Genomic DNA, 14,530 nt, shown 5'->3' with positions numbered 1-14,530 from the left:
GTCCGGCGGCGACCCGCGCCGCGGCGTGGGCGTCGACCCAGTCGAAGGGCCCGCCGGACGGACCGTCGGTCGGACGCTCTGTCGGACGTTCTGGCGGGCTCATCGCGTGCCCGGGATGGGGCGGCTCGGCTCGAAGTGCGGCCCGGAGGTGCGGAGTACGGCCTGCAGGGTGGCCAGCACCTCGACGCGGGCGGCCGGTGGACCCTCGAGGGCGGCCTGTTCGCGCCCGCCCCGGCCCCGGCGGACCCCGAGCAGCAGCTGCAGGTGCAGGGCGCGGGTGAACGCGACCGTGTTGGCGACCTGAGCCGGCACCGGCCCGGTCTGGGTCCAGGTGCCCGCCCAGCCCGCGGCCAGCCGGTGGATCCAGCCCTGAACCGTGACGGTGTCGACGGCATCGCGGTGCAGCAGGGTCATCGCGGCGAAGCCGAGCTGGTCGGCCTCCAGCCCGGAGAAGCTGTGCGTGGTCGGCCGCAGCAGCCGGTCCGCGAGGGTGTCGAGCAGGACCCCGAGGCCCTCCGCCTGCAGGTGCCGGGACCGGGCCAGCGCCCGGAGCAGATCGGCCGCATGCGCCAGTGCGTGTGCCCGACCGGCGCCCGGGACGTGGCCGCGCAGGTCCCGTTCCGCCACCAGCCAGGACAGGCCGCGGTCGCCCCAGCGCAGCACCGCCTCGCGGTGCATCCCGTGCAGGACGTTGTCCCGGTCGATCACCGCGGCGAGTACCCGCGCGGAGAACGAGCGGCGCAGGACCGACGGGGTGCCGTCCTCGCCGAGGCCGGGCCGCAGGCCTTCGCTGATGCCGTCGCCCATCGCCGGGAGCAGGTCGTCGTACACCCCGGCGGCGATCCACCGCAGCAACACGGTCAGCGCCAGGTCGTCGCGCAGGTGCGGGTCGAGGTCGCCGAGCATCTCGACAAGCTCGACGGTCATGTCGTCCAGGCGCCGGTCGGCCGGAACGGCAGCCCCCCGCGCGAGCACGTCCTCCCAGAATCCGGGGTCCAGCGCTGCGCCCGTGGGGGCGCGCCGGTCCGGATCGGTCACCGCGTACCTCCGCGTCCTGATGTCTGGGGCGTGCCGATCCGTCGAATTTACCCGTCGTTCCTGACCGAACCCTCCGGTGAGGCCCCGGCGTCGCCGGCCCGCAGGCGCGCAAGGGGCCGCCCGTACGCTGCCGATGACCTGCCGTCTCTCACCGTCTGCACGGCTAGTGAGCGCCGACCGTACGCTTCCCGACGTGGCGTCTCTCACCGAATTGATCCGCGCGAGCACGGACCTCGACGCCGACGACCGGGAGTGGCTGCAGGTCCTGGTCGCGGACTGGCAGCTGCTCGCCGACCTCTCCTTCTCCGACCTGGTGCTGTGGCTGCCCCACCGGGACGGCGAGGGGTATGTGGCGGTGGCCCAGATGCGCCCGACCACCGGGCCGACCGCTTTCCAGGACGACCTGGTCGGCACCCGGACCGCGCGGGGGCACCGGCCGTTGCTGGACATCGCGCTCGACGAGGCCCGGATCGTGCGCGAGGGGGACCCGGAGCTGCGTAGCGACGTCCCGGTGCGGATGGAGGCCATCCCGGTCCGCCGCGGGGACCGGATCCTCGGCGTGATCTCGCGGAACACCAGCCTGATCTCGGTCCGCACCCCCAGCCGGCTCGAACTGACCTACATCCAGTCCGCGGCGGACCTGGCCCGGATGATCGCCGCCGGCCTGTTTCCGCACGTTGGCACCAGCGGCGCCGTCCTCACGGCGCTGCAGGACGGCTCGCCGCGGGTCGGGGACGGGCTGATCCGGCTCGACGCGGACGGCGTGGTCACCTACGCCAGCCCCAACGCCCTGTCCGCCTACCGGCGGTTGGGCCTGGCGACCGACCTGATCGGCAACCACCTCGGCACGCTCACCGCCGAGCTCGCCCCCACCCACGGCCCGGTGGAGGAGGCGCTGGCGGTGGTCGCCGGCGGGCGCAAGCCACGGGGGCTGGAGATCGAGACCGAGGACGTTGTGGTCGGGCTGAGGGCCATCCCGCTCGACTCCCCGGAGGCTCACCTGGGGGCGATCGTGCTGTTGCGCGACGTCACCGACGTCCGGCGCCGGGAGCGGGAGCTGATCACCAAGGACGCCACGATCCGGGAGATCCACCACCGGGTGAAGAACAACCTGCAGACGGTGGCCGCGCTGCTGCGGCTGCAGGCCCGCCGGCTGAGCGAGCCGGAGGCCCGCACCGCGCTGGAAGAGGCGGTGCGCCGGGTCGGCTCGATCGCGATCGTGCACGACACACTCTCGATCTCCCCGGACGAGAACCTCGCCTTCGACGAAGTGGTGGACCGGGTGCTGGTGATGCTCGCCGACGTCTCCTCGGTGGAGGCGAGGGTCGAGCCGCGCCGGGAGGGCACGTTCGGCACGCTGGCGGGGGACCTGGCCACGCCGTTGTCGATGGTGCTCACCGAGCTGCTGCAGAACGCGCTCGAGCACGGCATCACCGCGGGTTCACAGCTGCTCGTGGTGCGCGCGAAGCGCGAGGGGGAGGTGCTCAGGGTCGAGGTGGACGACGACGGCCGTGGGCTCCCGGCCGGATTCGACCCGGTCGCCTCGGCGAACCTCGGCCTGCAGATCGTCCGGACGCTGGTGACCGGCGAGCTCGGCGGGGAGCTGGAGATCGGCGCCCGCCCGGGCGGGGGTACTCGGGTGTCCCTGGGCATCCCCGTCCACCACGGTCTGGCCCGGAACGCCACGAACCCCGGCCGGAGCGGCCGGGGTTCGTGACGCTTGTCGTGCTGGTTTCTTGCTCAGGGTGCTGCCGAGTCAGATGACGCGGGCCCGGGCGCGAGCGGTGCGACGCTTGAGAGCGCGACGCTCGTCCTCGGACAGACCGCCCCAGACGCCGGCGTCCTGGCCGGATTCGAGGGCCCACTGCAGACACGTCTCGACGACGTCGCAGCGTCGGCACACAGCCTTGGCCTCTTCGATCTGCATCAGGGCGGGGCCGGTGTTCCCGATCGGGAAGAACAGCTCGGGATCCTCGTCCCGGCAGACTGCGCGGTGGCGCCAGTCCATGGGTGTTACTCCTCAGGTGGTGGGTCCGGCCTCAGGCGAGCGCCGGTCCCGGTGGATACTTACTTGCTGGTACCTAGTGAACAGTTTCACGAGCGTTTGCGGGAGCCTCAACACGAGAGATATTTGTGTGAGTTGAAGCACCTGACAAGGGACTTTCGGCCTCGGCGGCCGATCGGAGGTCCCGGGCAGAGGTCCACCTTGAACCACCCGCGATCGTCGACACAACCCCCTAAGACAGGTAAATGCGCCACAAACCGGACCTGGCCCTCTGCGCCTTCACCGGCGCATCTGCCCAGAGCTTCGGAAACTAACCGCGCCCACCGACTCCTGATGTGATCTTGGTGGCCGGATTGTGGTACGAGTCCCACAAAGGGTAGGAAAAGCAGCCGTGAAAACCCCAGGTCAGCGCAGGGTTCCGGACCAGTTCCAAGCGGCCGCGCTGCTCGCCGACCTCCGCCACGGACCGCGACCGTTGGTGATCGCTGCGGTGGCTCAAGCGCTGCAGGCGCTGCTGCTGGTCGGTCTCGGGATGGCGACACTGGTCGTGGGGATCGCAGACTCCGGCGACGACCTGCTCAACGCCACGTTGGTCGGAGTGCTGGCCCTGGCCGGCGGACTGGGGCTGCTGGTGGTGGCCCGCGGGCTGCTCGGCGGGAATGGCTGGGCCCGGGCGCCGTCGCTGGTCGGGCAGCTGATCATGATCCCGGTCGGCTTCACGACCAAGGACGACCTGCCCGGGGCGGCCTATCCGCTCCTGGTCTCGACGGCGGTGGTGCTGGCGGGACTGTTCGCGCCGACCTCCAACGCCGTCCTCGACGAGCCGATCGAGGACTGAGCTGCTCGAGCTATTCCTCGAGCTACTCCTCGACCAGCAGATCGGCCCGCAGCTTCGTCAGCGTCCGCGCCAGCAGGCGGGACACATGCATCTGGGAGATGCCGAGCTCGGTCGCGATCTGGGACTGGGTCATCCCGCCGAAGAAGCGCAGCAGCAGGATCCGCTTCTCCCGGGGTGGCAGTCGCTCCAGCAGCGGCTTGAGCGACTCGCGGTACTCGACGCCCGCCAGCGCCTCGTCCTCGCTGCCGAGCGAGTCGACCACCGCGGGGGAGTCGCCCTCCCCCTGATCCGGCACGTCCAGGGAGAGCGTGCTGTAGGCGTTGGCTGACTCCAGCCCCTCCAGGATCTCTTCCTCGGAGCGGCCGAGTCGCTCGGCCAGCTCGTGCACCGTCGGGGCGCGGCCCAGTTGCTGGGAGAGCTCGGCCGTTGCGGTGGACAGGTGCAAGCGCAATTCCTGCAGCCGCCGGGGGACCCGCACCGCCCAGCCGCGGTCCCGGAAGTGGCGCTTGATTTCCCCGACGATGGTCGGGGTGGCGTAGGTGGAGAACTCCACGCCGCGTTCCAGGTCGAACCGGTCGACCGACTTGATCAGCCCGATGGTCGCGACCTGGACCAGGTCGTCGAGCGGCTCGCCGCGATTGCGGAAACGGCGGGCCAGGTGTTCGACCAGGGGCAGGTGCACCTCGACCAGGGCGTCCCGGAGCGGCCCGCGTCGCGGGTCTTCCGGCGCGAGGGCTGCGAGCTCGGCGAGCATCCCGCGCGCGCGGTCGCGCTCGGCCTCCCGCCCCGCGTCGCGTACGACGTCGTTTGCCGTGGGGTCGACCACGTCAGGCGCGTCCCGACCTGGGGGTGGCACTCATGCCGCCCCCTCAGCGGTCTTGCGCAGGGTGATCGTCAGGTGCTGGTCGGAGTCGACCGTCGCCGTCACCTCGCCGGCCAGCGCGGTGAGCACGGTCCAGGCGAAGGTGTCCCGCGCCGGGACCTTGCCGTACCGGGTGGGAGCCGTCACCTCGACCGTGAGGGTGGGGGCGGCGAGGGTGAACCGGCAGTGCAGCTCGGTGTCGGCCACCACCTGGGCGAGCAACATCGCGCAGGCCTCGTCGACGGCGATCCGCAGGTCCTCGATCTCGTCGATGGTGAAGTCGAGCCGGGCGGCGAGGCCCGCGGTCGCGGTGCGCAGCACGGACAGGTACGCGCCGTCGGCCGGGAGGCGGACCTCGACGAAGTCCTCGCCGACGGCGCCTTTGGTCAGACTCACGCCTTCTTGGTCGCCCAGAAGATCTCGGCGATCTCGTCGATCTTGGCCAGCAACTTGTTGGCCACCTCGACGTCCAGGGAGCCCTTGGTACCGCCCGCGCCGGCCAGCTTGGTGGCCTCGTTGAACAGCTGGTGCAGGTTCGGGTACGCCTCGAAGTGCGGCGGCTTGAAGTAATCGGTCCACAGCACCCAGAGGTGGTGCTTGACCAGGTCGGACCGCTCTTCCTTGACCTTGACCGCGCGCTGGCGGAAGGTCTCGTCGTCGCTCCCGTGGTACTTCTCGATGGTCGCCTTGACGGACTCGGCCTCGATCCGGGCCTGCGCCGGGTCGTAGACGCCGCAGGGCAGGTCGCAATGGGCGGAGACGGCGATCGGGCGCAGCAGCAGCGGCATCGAATCGGGCCCTTCGGGTCGGTTCCTGAGAGTCATCGCGAGACTACCCCTGTGGGCGGCAGTCATGATCGTGAGGTGCGTCCCGGTCGTCGGAGCCGGCGCTGGGGGACCGCGCGGGTGTCCGGCGAGTCGATGCGCCCCACCCTGCGCCCCGGGGACCTGCTGCTGATCCGCTACGGCGCCCGGCCCCGGGTGGGCCGGCTGGCGGTGGTCCGGCTGCCGGACCGCGGCCTCGCGGTCAAGCGCGTCACCCGCCGCGAGCCGGAGGGCTGGTGGGTGGAGCGGGACAACCCGGCCGCCGGGGTCGACTCCTGGCTGGTCGGGGCGATCCCGGACGTCGACGTGATCGCCGTCGTGGCGGTCCGGTTGTGGCCCGCAATTCGGCGGCCTTCCGGTGCCGATTGAGTTGCATCCCTGAATAGGGTCGGAGCATGTTCGCCGTGAGCGCTGCGCGCTTCTCTCCCGATGACCCCATCTCCGCCCTCGACCTGGGTGAGCGGCCCGACCCGATCGCCAAGGACGGCTGGGTCACCGTCGACGTCAAGGCGGCCTCGCTCAACCACCACGACCTCTGGAGCCTGCGCGGGGTCGGCCTCAAGGCGGAGCAGCTGCCGATGATCCTCGGCTGCGACGCCGCCGGGGTCGACGAGGACGGCAACGAGGTCATCGTGCACGCGGTCATCGGCGACCCGGAGTGGAAGGGCGATGAGACCTTCGACCCGAGGCGCTCGCTGCTCTCCGAGCGCTACCAGGGCACGATCGCGGAGAAGGTCGTCGTGCCGCGGCGCAACCTGGTCCCGAAGCCGGCGCAGCTCTCCTGGGAGGAAGCGGCCTGCCTGCCCACCGCGTGGCTGACCGCCTACCGGATGCTGTTCACCCGCGCCGGCATCTCGCCGGGCGCGACGATCCTGGTCCAGGGCGCCGGTGGCGGCGTCGCGACCGCGCTGATCAGTCTCGGCCGGGCCGCGGGCATGCGGGTCTGGGCGAGCAGCCGTGACGAGGCCAAGCGGGAGCGGGCGCTCGCCCTCGGGGCGGACCAGGTGTTCGAGTCCGGCGCCCGGCTGCCCGAGCGGGTCGACGCCGTCTTCGAGACCGTCGGCAAGGCGACCTGGTCGCACTCGGTCAAGGCGCTCAAGCCGGGCGGGACGATCGTGATCTCGGGCGCCACGACCGGCGACGCCCCGCCGGCGGAACTGACCCGGATCTTCTTCCTCCAGCTCTCCGTCGTCGGCTCCACGATGGGCTCGCGGGACGAGTTGGAGCGGCTCGCCCAGTTCATGGCGACCGCCGGCGTGAAGCCGCTGATCGACACGATCGTTCCGTTGCGCGAGGCCCGCGACGGCTTCGCGAAGATGCACTCCGGCGACCTGTTCGGCAAGGTCGTCTTCACCGTCGATTGAGGACTGTTGACCGCAGGGCACACCGTCTGATTCAGCTGTCCGGACCCCCGGCCGAATAGGGACTTTCGGGGGGTCATGTCCGTACCTCCGACTGCCGACTACCTCGGTGGCAGCGGAGGCGGGCACGGGTGGAAAAGCTGGGCATCAGTGAGCAGCTCATCGAGCAGCTGCCGGACGCGGTCCTTGTGGTGGATTCGACCGGATCCATCCTGTTCGTGAACGCGCAGGGCGAGAACCTGTTCGGTTGGAGCCGGGCCGAGCTGATCGGCAAGGCGATCGAGGTGCTGGACCGCCCAACGCCCGCGCGCACCACCCGGGGCACCGCGCCCGGTACGTGGCCGACGCGGAGGTGCGTCCGATGGGCGCCGGCCTGGACCTGTTCGGTTGCCGCAAGGACGGCACGCAGTTCCCGGCGGAGATCTCGCTGTCCGCGATCGAGACCGTCGATGGGCGATTTGTCACCGCGGTGGTCGGGACGCGACCGACCGGCTGAGGACCCAGGCCAAGTTTTCCGGGCTCCTTGAGGCCGCTCCCGACGCGATGCTCGGGGTAGACGGCTCCGGGCTGATCCAGCTGGTCAACACCCAGGCCGAGAGCCTGTTCGGCTGGACCCGCAACGAGCTGCTCGGTCGCCCGATCGAGACCCTGGTCCCCGAGCGCGCACGGGGAACCCACCGCCAGCATCGGGCCGGCTATTTCGCCGAGCCGGTTGTGCGGGCGATGGGCGCCGGTACCGACCTGAGCGCCCGCCGCAAGGACGGCACCGAGTTCCCGGCCGAGATCTCGCTGTCCTCGATCGAGACCGAGGACGGGCTGCTGGTGACCGCAGCCGTCCGCGACGTGACCGAGCGCAAGGCGTTCGAGGCCGTGGTGGCGCGGGCCCGCGACACCGCCGAGCGGGCCGCCCGGTCCCGCCAGGAGTTCCTGGCCAACATGAGTCATGAGATCCGGACCCCGATGAACGCGATCATCGGCATGACCAGCCTGCTGCTGGACACCCCGATGGACCGCCAGCAACGCGACTTCGTCGAGACCCTGCGCACCTCGGGCGAGCACCTGCTCACGATCATCAACGACATCCTCGACTACGCGAAGATCGACTCCGGGAAGCTCGTGCCCGAAGAGGTCGCCTTCGAGGTCCGCGGCTGGCTGGGGGAGACCTTGGACCTGGTCACCCTGCAGGCGCACGAGAAGGGTCTCGAGCTCGCGTGCGACGTTGCGCCGGACGTCCCGCTCGTGGTGGTCGGTGACCCGACGCGGGTACGCCAGGTGCTGGTCAACCTGCTCGCGAACGCGGTCAAGTTCACCCACACCGGCGAGGTTGTGGTGCGGGTGGAGGTGGAGCCCGCCGACGAGGCCGGCACCTGGCTGCGGTTCGTGGTCAGCGACACGGGCATCGGCGTCGCACCGGAGCGCATCGACACCCTCTTCGAGCCGTTCACCCAGGCCGACAGCACCACCACGCGGATCTACGGCGGCACCGGGCTGGGGTTGGCGATCAGCCGCCGCCTGGTGGAGTCCATGGGTGGCCGGATGGAGATGCGGTCGACGCCCGCGGTCGGCACGACGGTCAATTTCTGCTTCCCGGTCGAGCGTCGCGACGACGCCGACTCCGCGGCCCCGACCGGCCTCGCCGGGCAGCGGATTCTCGTGGTGGACGACAATGCGACGAACCGTCAGCTTCTTGAGGTGTGGGCCTACCAGAACGACATGGAGTGCGTTTCCGCCGCCGGCGGCCCGGAGGCGCTGGAGATCGTCGACCGGGAGCAGGACCGCCTCTTCGGCTTCGCCCTGCTCGACCTGGACATGCCCGGCATGGACGGGATCGAACTGGGCCGAGCGCTCCGGGCCCGGAACGAGGGGATCCGCCTGGTCCTGCTGCAGGCCACGTCCCCGACCCGGACAATGGACATCGAGGTCTTCGACGCGGTGGTGGCCAAGCCGCCCCGGCCGGAGAAGCTCACCGAGGTGATGGTCGAGCTGCTCAGGACCGGCAAGGTTCGGGACGTCGTCTCGGCGCCGCCGATCTCGGTCTTCGCCATGCCCGCGGGCGGCCGGCGGTTGTCCATCCTCGTCGTCGAGGACACCCCGGTGAACCAGAAGGTGGCTCAGCACCTGTTGGCCCGTTTCGGTTTCCGTTCCGACGTCGCGGCCAGTGGCCAGGAGGCGCTGACGGCGTTGGCGCAGCGCGCCTACGACCTGATTCTGATGGATATTCAGATGCCGGAGATGGACGGGCTGGAGGCCACCCGGCGGATCCGGGCGCGCTGGCCCGAGCGCGACCTGCACATCGTCGCGATGACCGCGAACGTGGCCACCGAGGACGTGCGTCGGTGCTACGAGGTCGGCATGGACGCCTTCCTGCCCAAGCCGATCGACGTGGCCTCGCTGGCCCGCATGCTGCGCGGCCTGCTCACCGCGCCGCCCCCGGCCCCACTCTCTGTGCTGCCCTCCGACGGCCGGCCGTTGGTCGACTCCGCGGTCGTCGGGCAGCTGTGCCAGGAGATCGGCCGCGACGTGGTTCGGGAACTGGCCGAGGAATTCCTGGCCGATGTGGACACTGCGTTGCCCGACCTGCAGGACGGCTGCCGGGCCCAGGACCGGGCCCGGATCGCCGCGGCCGCGCACAAGCTGAAGACCCCGGCCCGCTCGCTCGGGGCGGCGGCGTTCGGCGAGCTGCTGAACGATCTGGAGTACCAGGCCGCCGAGTCGGACTGGCCGGTTCTGGCCGGCATCGTCGGGCGGTTGACCGGCCAGCGCTCTGGATTGCACGACCAACTGCGGGCCGAACTCGCCCAGTGAGGCCGGGTCCGTAAGAGCCTGGGGCGACTAGCCGCCGGACATCGCACCGACGATCAGATACGGCTCGGTGCCGGCGACGACCTCCGGTGGCAGCTCCGACTCCGGTGGGTCGTGGGACAGGTCTTCCTCGCAGGCGAAGAAGCGGACCAGCGGGCGCCGTTTGCCGGTCTTGACGTCGCGGATCCTGCCTCGCAGCTCGGGGAAGCGCGATTCGATCGCGTCGAGCACCCCGGCCTGGGTCACCGGGAGAAGCACGTCGAGCCGCACCTCGCCGCTGACCTTGGCCAGGGCCTTCAGGTGCGCCGGCAGCTGGACCCGGATCTCGGCGGACTCGCTCACGGCGCCGATGGTTCGCTCATGCTCCTCGCTCACGGCAGCGCCTGCACCTGAACCGAGAGCACCGGTGGCAGGTTCGCCGCGATCGCGGTCCAGCTGTCCCCGGAATCCGCGGAGGCGTAGACCTGGCCGCCGCTGGTCCCGACGTACAGCCCGCACGGATCGAGCGAGTCGACCGCCATCGCGTCCCGCAGCACGTTGAGGTAGCAGTGCTCCTGGGGCAACCCGGCGGTCAGCGCCTCCCACTCGTTGCCGCCGGTCCGGCTGCGGTAGACGCGCAGCCTGGCATCCATCACGTAGTGCAGGTGGTCGCTGGTGATCGGCACCACGTAGATGGTGTCCGGCTCGTGGGCGTGCACCGCGATCGGGAAGCCGAAGTCGGTGGGCAGGTTGCCGCCGATGTCGAACCAGTTCTCCCCGGCGTCGTCGCTGCGCATGACGTCCCAGTGCTTCTGCATGAATAACGGCTGGGCCGGTTCGGGTGCATCGTGATCCGGTGCACGCAGTGCCCGACCTCGGCATCGGGGTCGGGGATGCCCTCGGACTTCAACCCCCGGTTGATCGGTTTCCACTGCGCGCCGCCGTCGTCGCTGCGGAACGCACCGGCGGCCGAGACGGCGGCGTACATCCGCAGCGGGTCCGTCGGGTCGAGCACGATCGTGTGCAGGCACAGGCCACCCGCGCCGGGCTGCCAGTGCGGCCCGGAGCCCTGGTCACGCAGCCCGGGCATCTCCTGCCAGCTCTTCGCCCCGTCGGTGGTCCGGAACAGGGCCGCGTCCTCGACCCCGCTGGCGGTGGCGAGGTGCAGTCCTGCGCTGCCTCCAACCTATGACCGCTGCCCGGGGGAGAATTCTCGCGGGTGGTGACCCGCTCAGTCCTCGTCGTCGTCGAGCCGGGCCAGCCACGTGGCCAGCCGCTCGATCGGCACCTCGAAATCGGGGTTGAGGTCGACGAACTCGCTCAGTCGGTCGGCCAGCCAGGCCAGCTTGACGTCCTCCTCGCCGCGGCGTGCGGCGAGCTCCTCGATGCCCCGATCGGTGAAGTACACGCGTATCCCGTCAGTCAGGCTGCCTAGCGGGCGTACGCCTGCTCGATCAGCATCTGCTGCTCGTACTCGTGCACGGAGTGTGAGCCCACCGCGGGCGCGGAGGAGGCCGGGCGGGACACCCGGTAGAGCACCCGGCCGGTCTGCTCGGCGAAGTTCAGCGCCATGAACGGCCAGGCGCCCTGGTTGGCCGCCTCCTCCTGCACCCAGCGCAGCTCGGAGACGTTCGGGAAGGCGCCCAGCGCGGCCTGGATCTCCGGGACCGGCAGCGGGTACAACTGCTCGACCCGGACGATCGCGGTGTCCGTCGCCGAGCCGTACTGCTCGCGCTGCGCGGACAGGTCGTAGAAAACCTTCCCGGTGCAGAGCAGGACGCGGGTCACCGCGGCCGGGTCGACCGTGTCGTCGGTGATGACCGGGCGGAAGTGACCGGAGGTGAACTCGCCCGGGAAAGAGACCGCGGCCCGGTGCCGCAGCAGCGACTTCGGGGTGAAGACCACCAGCGGACGGTGGTGCGGGGAGAGGGCCTGCCAACGCAGCAGGTGGAAGTGGTTGGCCGGCGTGGTCGGGATCGCGACCGTCATGTTCCCCTGCGCGCACAGTTGCAGGAAGCGTTCCGGGCGGCCGGAGGAGTGGTCCGGGCCCTGGCCCTCCATGCCGTGCGGGAGCAGCAGCGTGACGCCGGAGGTCTGGCCCCACTTCTGCTCACCGGAGGAGACGAACTCGTCGATGATCGTCTGGGCACCGTTGACGAAGTCGCCGAACTGGCCCTCCCACAGCACCAGCGCCTCGGGCCGGGCCACCGAGTAGCCGTACTCGAAGCCCAGCGCCGCGTACTCGCTCAGCAGCGAGTCGTAGACGTAGAAGGTGCCCTGGTCCGGGCTGAGGTTCTGCATGGGGTTGTACTCGTCGCCGGTGGTCCGGTCGGTCAGGACCGAGTGCCGCTGGGTGAAGGTGCCGCGGCGGGAGTCCTGGCCGGCCAGGCGCACCGGGCGGCCCTCCAGCAGCAGCGAGCCGAAGGAGATCAGCTCGCCGAAGCCCCAGTCGATGTTGCCGGTCTCGATCATCGCGGCGCGCTTCTGCAGCAGCGGCGCAACCCGGGGGTGGACGTTGAAGCCTTCGGGGAGGCTGACCTGGCTCTCCACGATCCGCTTCAGCGACTCGCTGCTGATGGCCGTGTTCACCGAGGTGGCCGGAGCCTGGTCGTTGCTCATCGGAGAGCCGACGCTGGTCGGGACGGTCTGCGCGCCGCGGGTCTCGGCGAAGACCTTCTCCAACTGCTCGCGGTAGTCCTTCAGGGCCTCCTCGGCCTCTTCGAAGGTGATGTCGCCGCGGCCGATGAGGGCCTCGGTGTAGAGCTTGCGGACCGAGCGCTTCTGGTCGATCAGGTCGTACATCAGCGGCTGGGTCATCGAGGGGTCGTCGCCCTCGTTGTGACCGCGGCGCCGGTAGCAGACCATGTCGATGACGACGTCCTTCTTGAACGCCTGACGGTATTCGAAGGCCCAGCGCGCGACGCGCACGCACGCCTCGGGGTCGTCGCCGTTGACGTGGAAGATCGGCGCGGCCACGGTACGCGCCACGTCGGTGGCGTAGAGGCTGGACCGGCTCGAGGTCGGCGAGGTGGTGAAGCCGACCTGGTTGTTCACGACGATGTGAATCGTGCCGCCGGTGCGGTACCCGCGCAGCTGGGACATCTCGAGGGTCTCGGCGACCACGCCCTGGCCGGCGAAAGCCGCGTCGCCGTGCATCAGCACGGGGAGCACGGTGAAGCCACTCTCGCCCCGGTCGATGACGTCCTGCTTGGCGCGCACGATGCCCTCGAGCACCGGGTTGACCGCCTCCAGATGGGAGGGGTTCGCGGCCAGGTAGGTGTTGACGGTCGAGCCGTCGTGCGCGGTGTAGCGCCCTTCCTGACCCAGGTGGTACTTCACGTCGCCGGAGCCGTGCATCGACTTCGGGTCGATGTTGCCCTCGAACTCACGGAAGATCTGGCCGTAGCTCTTGCCGACGATGTTGGCCAGCACGTTGAGGCGGCCGCGGTGCGGCATTCCGACTGCGACCTCGTCCAGGCGGGCCTGGGCCGAGGCGACCAGGAGCGCGTCGAGCAGCGCGATGACCGACTCGCCGCCCTCGAGCGAGAACCGCTTCTGGCCGACGTACTTGGTCTGCAGGAAGGTCTCGAAGGCCTCGGCCTCATTCAGCTTGCGCAGCACCCGCAGCTGGTCGTTGCGCGGCAGCCGGTCCGGGGCGCGCTCGACCCGTTCCTGGATCCAGAGCCGTTCCTTGGGCTCGGCCATGTGCATGTACTCGATGCCGATGGTGCGGCAGTACGAGGAGCGCAGCACGCCGAGGATGTCGCGCAGCTTCATCAACCCGGACAGGGAGAATGTGGTGCCGGAGACGAATTCGCGGTCCAGGTCCCAGAGCGTCAGGCCGTGCTTGACGATGTCGAGGTCCGGGTGGCTGCGCTGCTTGTACTCCAGCGGGTCGGTGTCGGCCATCAGGTGCCCGCGGGTGCGGTAGGCCTCGATCAGCTCGTGGACCCGGGCCTGCTTGGAGACCTGGTCCTCGTGGCTGGTCGCGATGTCGGTTTCCCAGCGGATGGGCTCGTACGGGATCCGCAGCGACGCGAAGACGTCGTCGTAGAAGTCGTCCTCACCGAGCAGCAGCTGGTGCAGCCGGCGCAGGAACTCACCGGACTGCGCGCCCTGGATGATGCGGTGGTCATAGGTGGAGGTCAGCGTCATGATCTTGCTGACGGCCATGTTGGCCAGCGTCTCCGGCGAGGCGCCCTGCCACTCGGCCGGGTACTCCATCGCACCGACGCCGATGATCGTGCCCTGACCCTGCATCAGACGCGGCACCGAGTGGACGGTGCCGATGGTGCCCGGGTTGGTCAGGCTGATCGTGGTGCCGACGAAGTCGTCGACGACGAGCTTGTTGTTCCGGGCCCGGCGCACGATGTCCTCGTAGGCCAGCCAGAACGAGGAGAAGTCCAACGACTGCGTGTTCTTGATCGAGGGGACCAGCAGCGAGCGCGACCCGTCGGCCTTGGTCACGTCGATGGCCAGGCCGAGGTTGACGGCGTCCGGGGTGATCATCGCGGGCTTGCCGTCGATCTCGGTGTAGCCGCAGTTCATGGCCGGCACGTCGGCCAGAGCCCGGACCACCGCGAAGCCGATCAGGTGCGTGAAGGAGACCTTGCCGCCGCGGGCGCGCTTGAGGTGGTTGTTGATGACGATGCGGTTGTCGATGAGCAGCTTGGCCGGAACCGCGCGGACCGAGGTCGCGGTCGGAACGGTGAGGCTGGCCTCCATGTTGACGACCGCGCGCGCGGCCGGGCCCTTGAGCGGGGTGACCTCGCCGTGCGGAGCCGGCGCGGCCTTGGCCGCGGGAGCGGCGGGGGCTGTGGG

14 protein-coding genes and 2 pseudogenes are annotated in these 14,530 nt (G+C 70.3%); 7 read left to right on the top strand and 9 right to left on the bottom strand.

Going from position 1 to position 14,530, the window contains the following annotated elements; all coding sequences use genetic code 11:
• Nucleotides 1-99: 99 nt before the first annotated feature.
• A complete protein-coding gene (locus H0X00_RS13020; protein WP_293771523.1) occupies nt 100-1,038 on the bottom strand; it encodes a DUF2785 domain-containing protein in 939 nt (312 codons plus the stop codon).
• A 193-nt stretch (nt 1,039-1,231) separates the two neighbouring features.
• Here H0X00_RS13020 and H0X00_RS13015 point away from each other — a divergent pair, with 193 nt between their 5' ends.
• On the top strand, nt 1,232-2,755 hold the full coding sequence (locus H0X00_RS13015; RefSeq protein ID WP_293771521.1) for a sensor histidine kinase: 1,524 nt from the start codon (nt 1,232-1,234) through the stop codon (nt 2,753-2,755).
• A gap of 39 nt (nt 2,756-2,794) precedes the next feature.
• Here the strand turns inward: H0X00_RS13015 and H0X00_RS13010 are convergent, their stop codons facing one another.
• Nucleotides 2,795-3,046 carry a WhiB family transcriptional regulator gene (locus tag H0X00_RS13010; protein WP_293771519.1) on the bottom strand — a complete coding sequence of 84 codons (252 nt, stop codon included), beginning with the start codon at nt 3,044-3,046 and terminating at the stop codon, nt 2,795-2,797.
• Nucleotides 3,047-3,434: 388 nt separating this feature from the next.
• Between H0X00_RS13010 and H0X00_RS13005 the strand changes: the two genes are divergently transcribed.
• A complete protein-coding gene (locus H0X00_RS13005; protein WP_293771518.1) occupies nt 3,435-3,881 on the top strand; it encodes a hypothetical protein in 447 nt (148 codons plus the stop codon).
• 22 nt (nt 3,882-3,903) lie between these two features.
• Here the strand turns inward: H0X00_RS13005 and H0X00_RS13000 are convergent, their stop codons facing one another.
• From H0X00_RS13000 to sodN, 3 genes are read right to left on the bottom strand one after another with little or no spacing between them, the layout of a single operon-like run.
• Entirely contained in the window at nt 3,904-4,707 is an 804-nt protein-coding gene (locus H0X00_RS13000) for an RNA polymerase sigma factor SigF (RefSeq protein WP_293771515.1), read from the bottom strand.
• Nucleotides 4,708-4,737: 30 nt separating this feature from the next.
• Nucleotides 4,738-5,139 carry an anti-sigma factor gene (locus H0X00_RS12995; protein ID WP_293771512.1) on the bottom strand — a complete coding sequence of 134 codons (402 nt, stop codon included), beginning with the start codon at nt 5,137-5,139 and terminating at the stop codon, nt 4,738-4,740.
• Nucleotides 5,136-5,531, bottom strand: a complete 396-nt coding sequence (gene sodN, locus H0X00_RS12990) for a superoxide dismutase, Ni (protein WP_293771509.1) — start codon at nt 5,529-5,531, stop codon at nt 5,136-5,138. Before sodN ends, H0X00_RS12995 begins: the two co-directional genes overlap by 4 nt.
• A 51-nt stretch (nt 5,532-5,582) precedes the next feature.
• On the opposite strand from sodN, the gene H0X00_RS12985 reads away from it, so the two are divergent.
• The 5 genes and pseudogenes from H0X00_RS12985 (at nt 5,583) to H0X00_RS12970 (ending at nt 9,733) form a co-directional block, all read left to right on the top strand.
• Nucleotides 5,583-5,936 carry a S24 family peptidase gene (locus H0X00_RS12985; RefSeq protein WP_367186595.1) on the top strand — a complete coding sequence of 118 codons (354 nt, stop codon included), beginning with the start codon at nt 5,583-5,585 and terminating at the stop codon, nt 5,934-5,936.
• A 26-nt stretch (nt 5,937-5,962) separates the two neighbouring features.
• On the top strand, nt 5,963-6,931 hold the full coding sequence (locus H0X00_RS12980; RefSeq protein WP_293771505.1) for a zinc-binding dehydrogenase: 969 nt from the start codon (nt 5,963-5,965) through the stop codon (nt 6,929-6,931).
• A gap of 128 nt (nt 6,932-7,059) precedes the next feature.
• A pseudogene (locus H0X00_RS23865) lies at nt 7,060-7,221 on the top strand (PAS domain-containing protein); the annotation flags it as partial.
• A 68-nt stretch (nt 7,222-7,289) separates the two neighbouring features.
• Nucleotides 7,290-7,424, top strand: a complete 135-nt coding sequence (locus H0X00_RS12975) for a hypothetical protein (RefSeq protein ID WP_293771528.1) — start codon at nt 7,290-7,292, stop codon at nt 7,422-7,424.
• On the top strand, nt 7,385-9,733 hold the full coding sequence (locus tag H0X00_RS12970) for a response regulator (RefSeq protein WP_293771526.1): 2,349 nt from the start codon (nt 7,385-7,387) through the stop codon (nt 9,731-9,733). The genes H0X00_RS12975 and H0X00_RS12970 overlap by 40 nt, the downstream gene beginning before the upstream one ends.
• A gap of 27 nt (nt 9,734-9,760) precedes the next feature.
• Here the strand turns inward: H0X00_RS12970 and H0X00_RS12965 are convergent, their stop codons facing one another.
• The 4 genes and pseudogenes from H0X00_RS12965 to H0X00_RS12950 all read right to left on the bottom strand — a co-directional run.
• The gene (locus H0X00_RS12965) at nt 9,761-10,072 is read right to left on the bottom strand and encodes a MoaD/ThiS family protein (RefSeq protein WP_293771503.1); all 312 of its coding nucleotides are present in this window, start codon (nt 10,070-10,072) and stop codon (nt 9,761-9,763) included.
• Nucleotides 10,073-10,101: 29 nt separating this feature from the next.
• Nucleotides 10,102-10,859, bottom strand: a pseudogene (locus H0X00_RS23860) (WD40/YVTN/BNR-like repeat-containing protein); the annotation flags it as partial.
• 81 nt (nt 10,860-10,940) lie between these two features.
• A complete protein-coding gene (locus H0X00_RS12955) occupies nt 10,941-11,117 on the bottom strand; it encodes a DUF6104 family protein (protein WP_293771499.1) in 177 nt (58 codons plus the stop codon).
• Between the two features lie 23 nt (nt 11,118-11,140).
• Nucleotides 11,141-14,530 (bottom strand): multifunctional oxoglutarate decarboxylase/oxoglutarate dehydrogenase thiamine pyrophosphate-binding subunit/dihydrolipoyllysine-residue succinyltransferase subunit (locus H0X00_RS12950; protein ID WP_293771497.1); only part of this gene is annotated, 3,390 nt, incomplete at its 5' end.

Origin of the sequence: Sporichthya sp., assembly GCF_013815995.1 — a bacterium.
GTDB lineage: Bacteria > Actinomycetota > Actinomycetes > Sporichthyales > Sporichthyaceae > Sporichthya.
The sequence above is the reverse complement of the archived record's forward strand: the minus strand, read 5'-3'. Positions and strand labels throughout refer to the sequence as shown.

Excerpts from the sequence above, each read along its gene's own strand:
- H0X00_RS13010 (WP_293771519.1), bottom strand. The coding sequence starts at position 3,046 with ATGGACTGGCGCCACCGCGCAGTCTGCCGGGACGAGGATCCCGAGCTG.
- sodN (WP_293771509.1), bottom strand. The coding sequence starts at position 5,531 with ATGCCGCTGCTGCTGCGCCCGATCGCCGTCTCCGCCCATTGCGACCTG.
- H0X00_RS12980 (WP_293771505.1), top strand. The coding sequence starts at position 5,963 with ATGTTCGCCGTGAGCGCTGCGCGCTTCTCTCCCGATGACCCCATCTCC.
- H0X00_RS12975 (WP_293771528.1), top strand. The coding sequence starts at position 7,290 with ATGGGCGCCGGCCTGGACCTGTTCGGTTGCCGCAAGGACGGCACGCAG.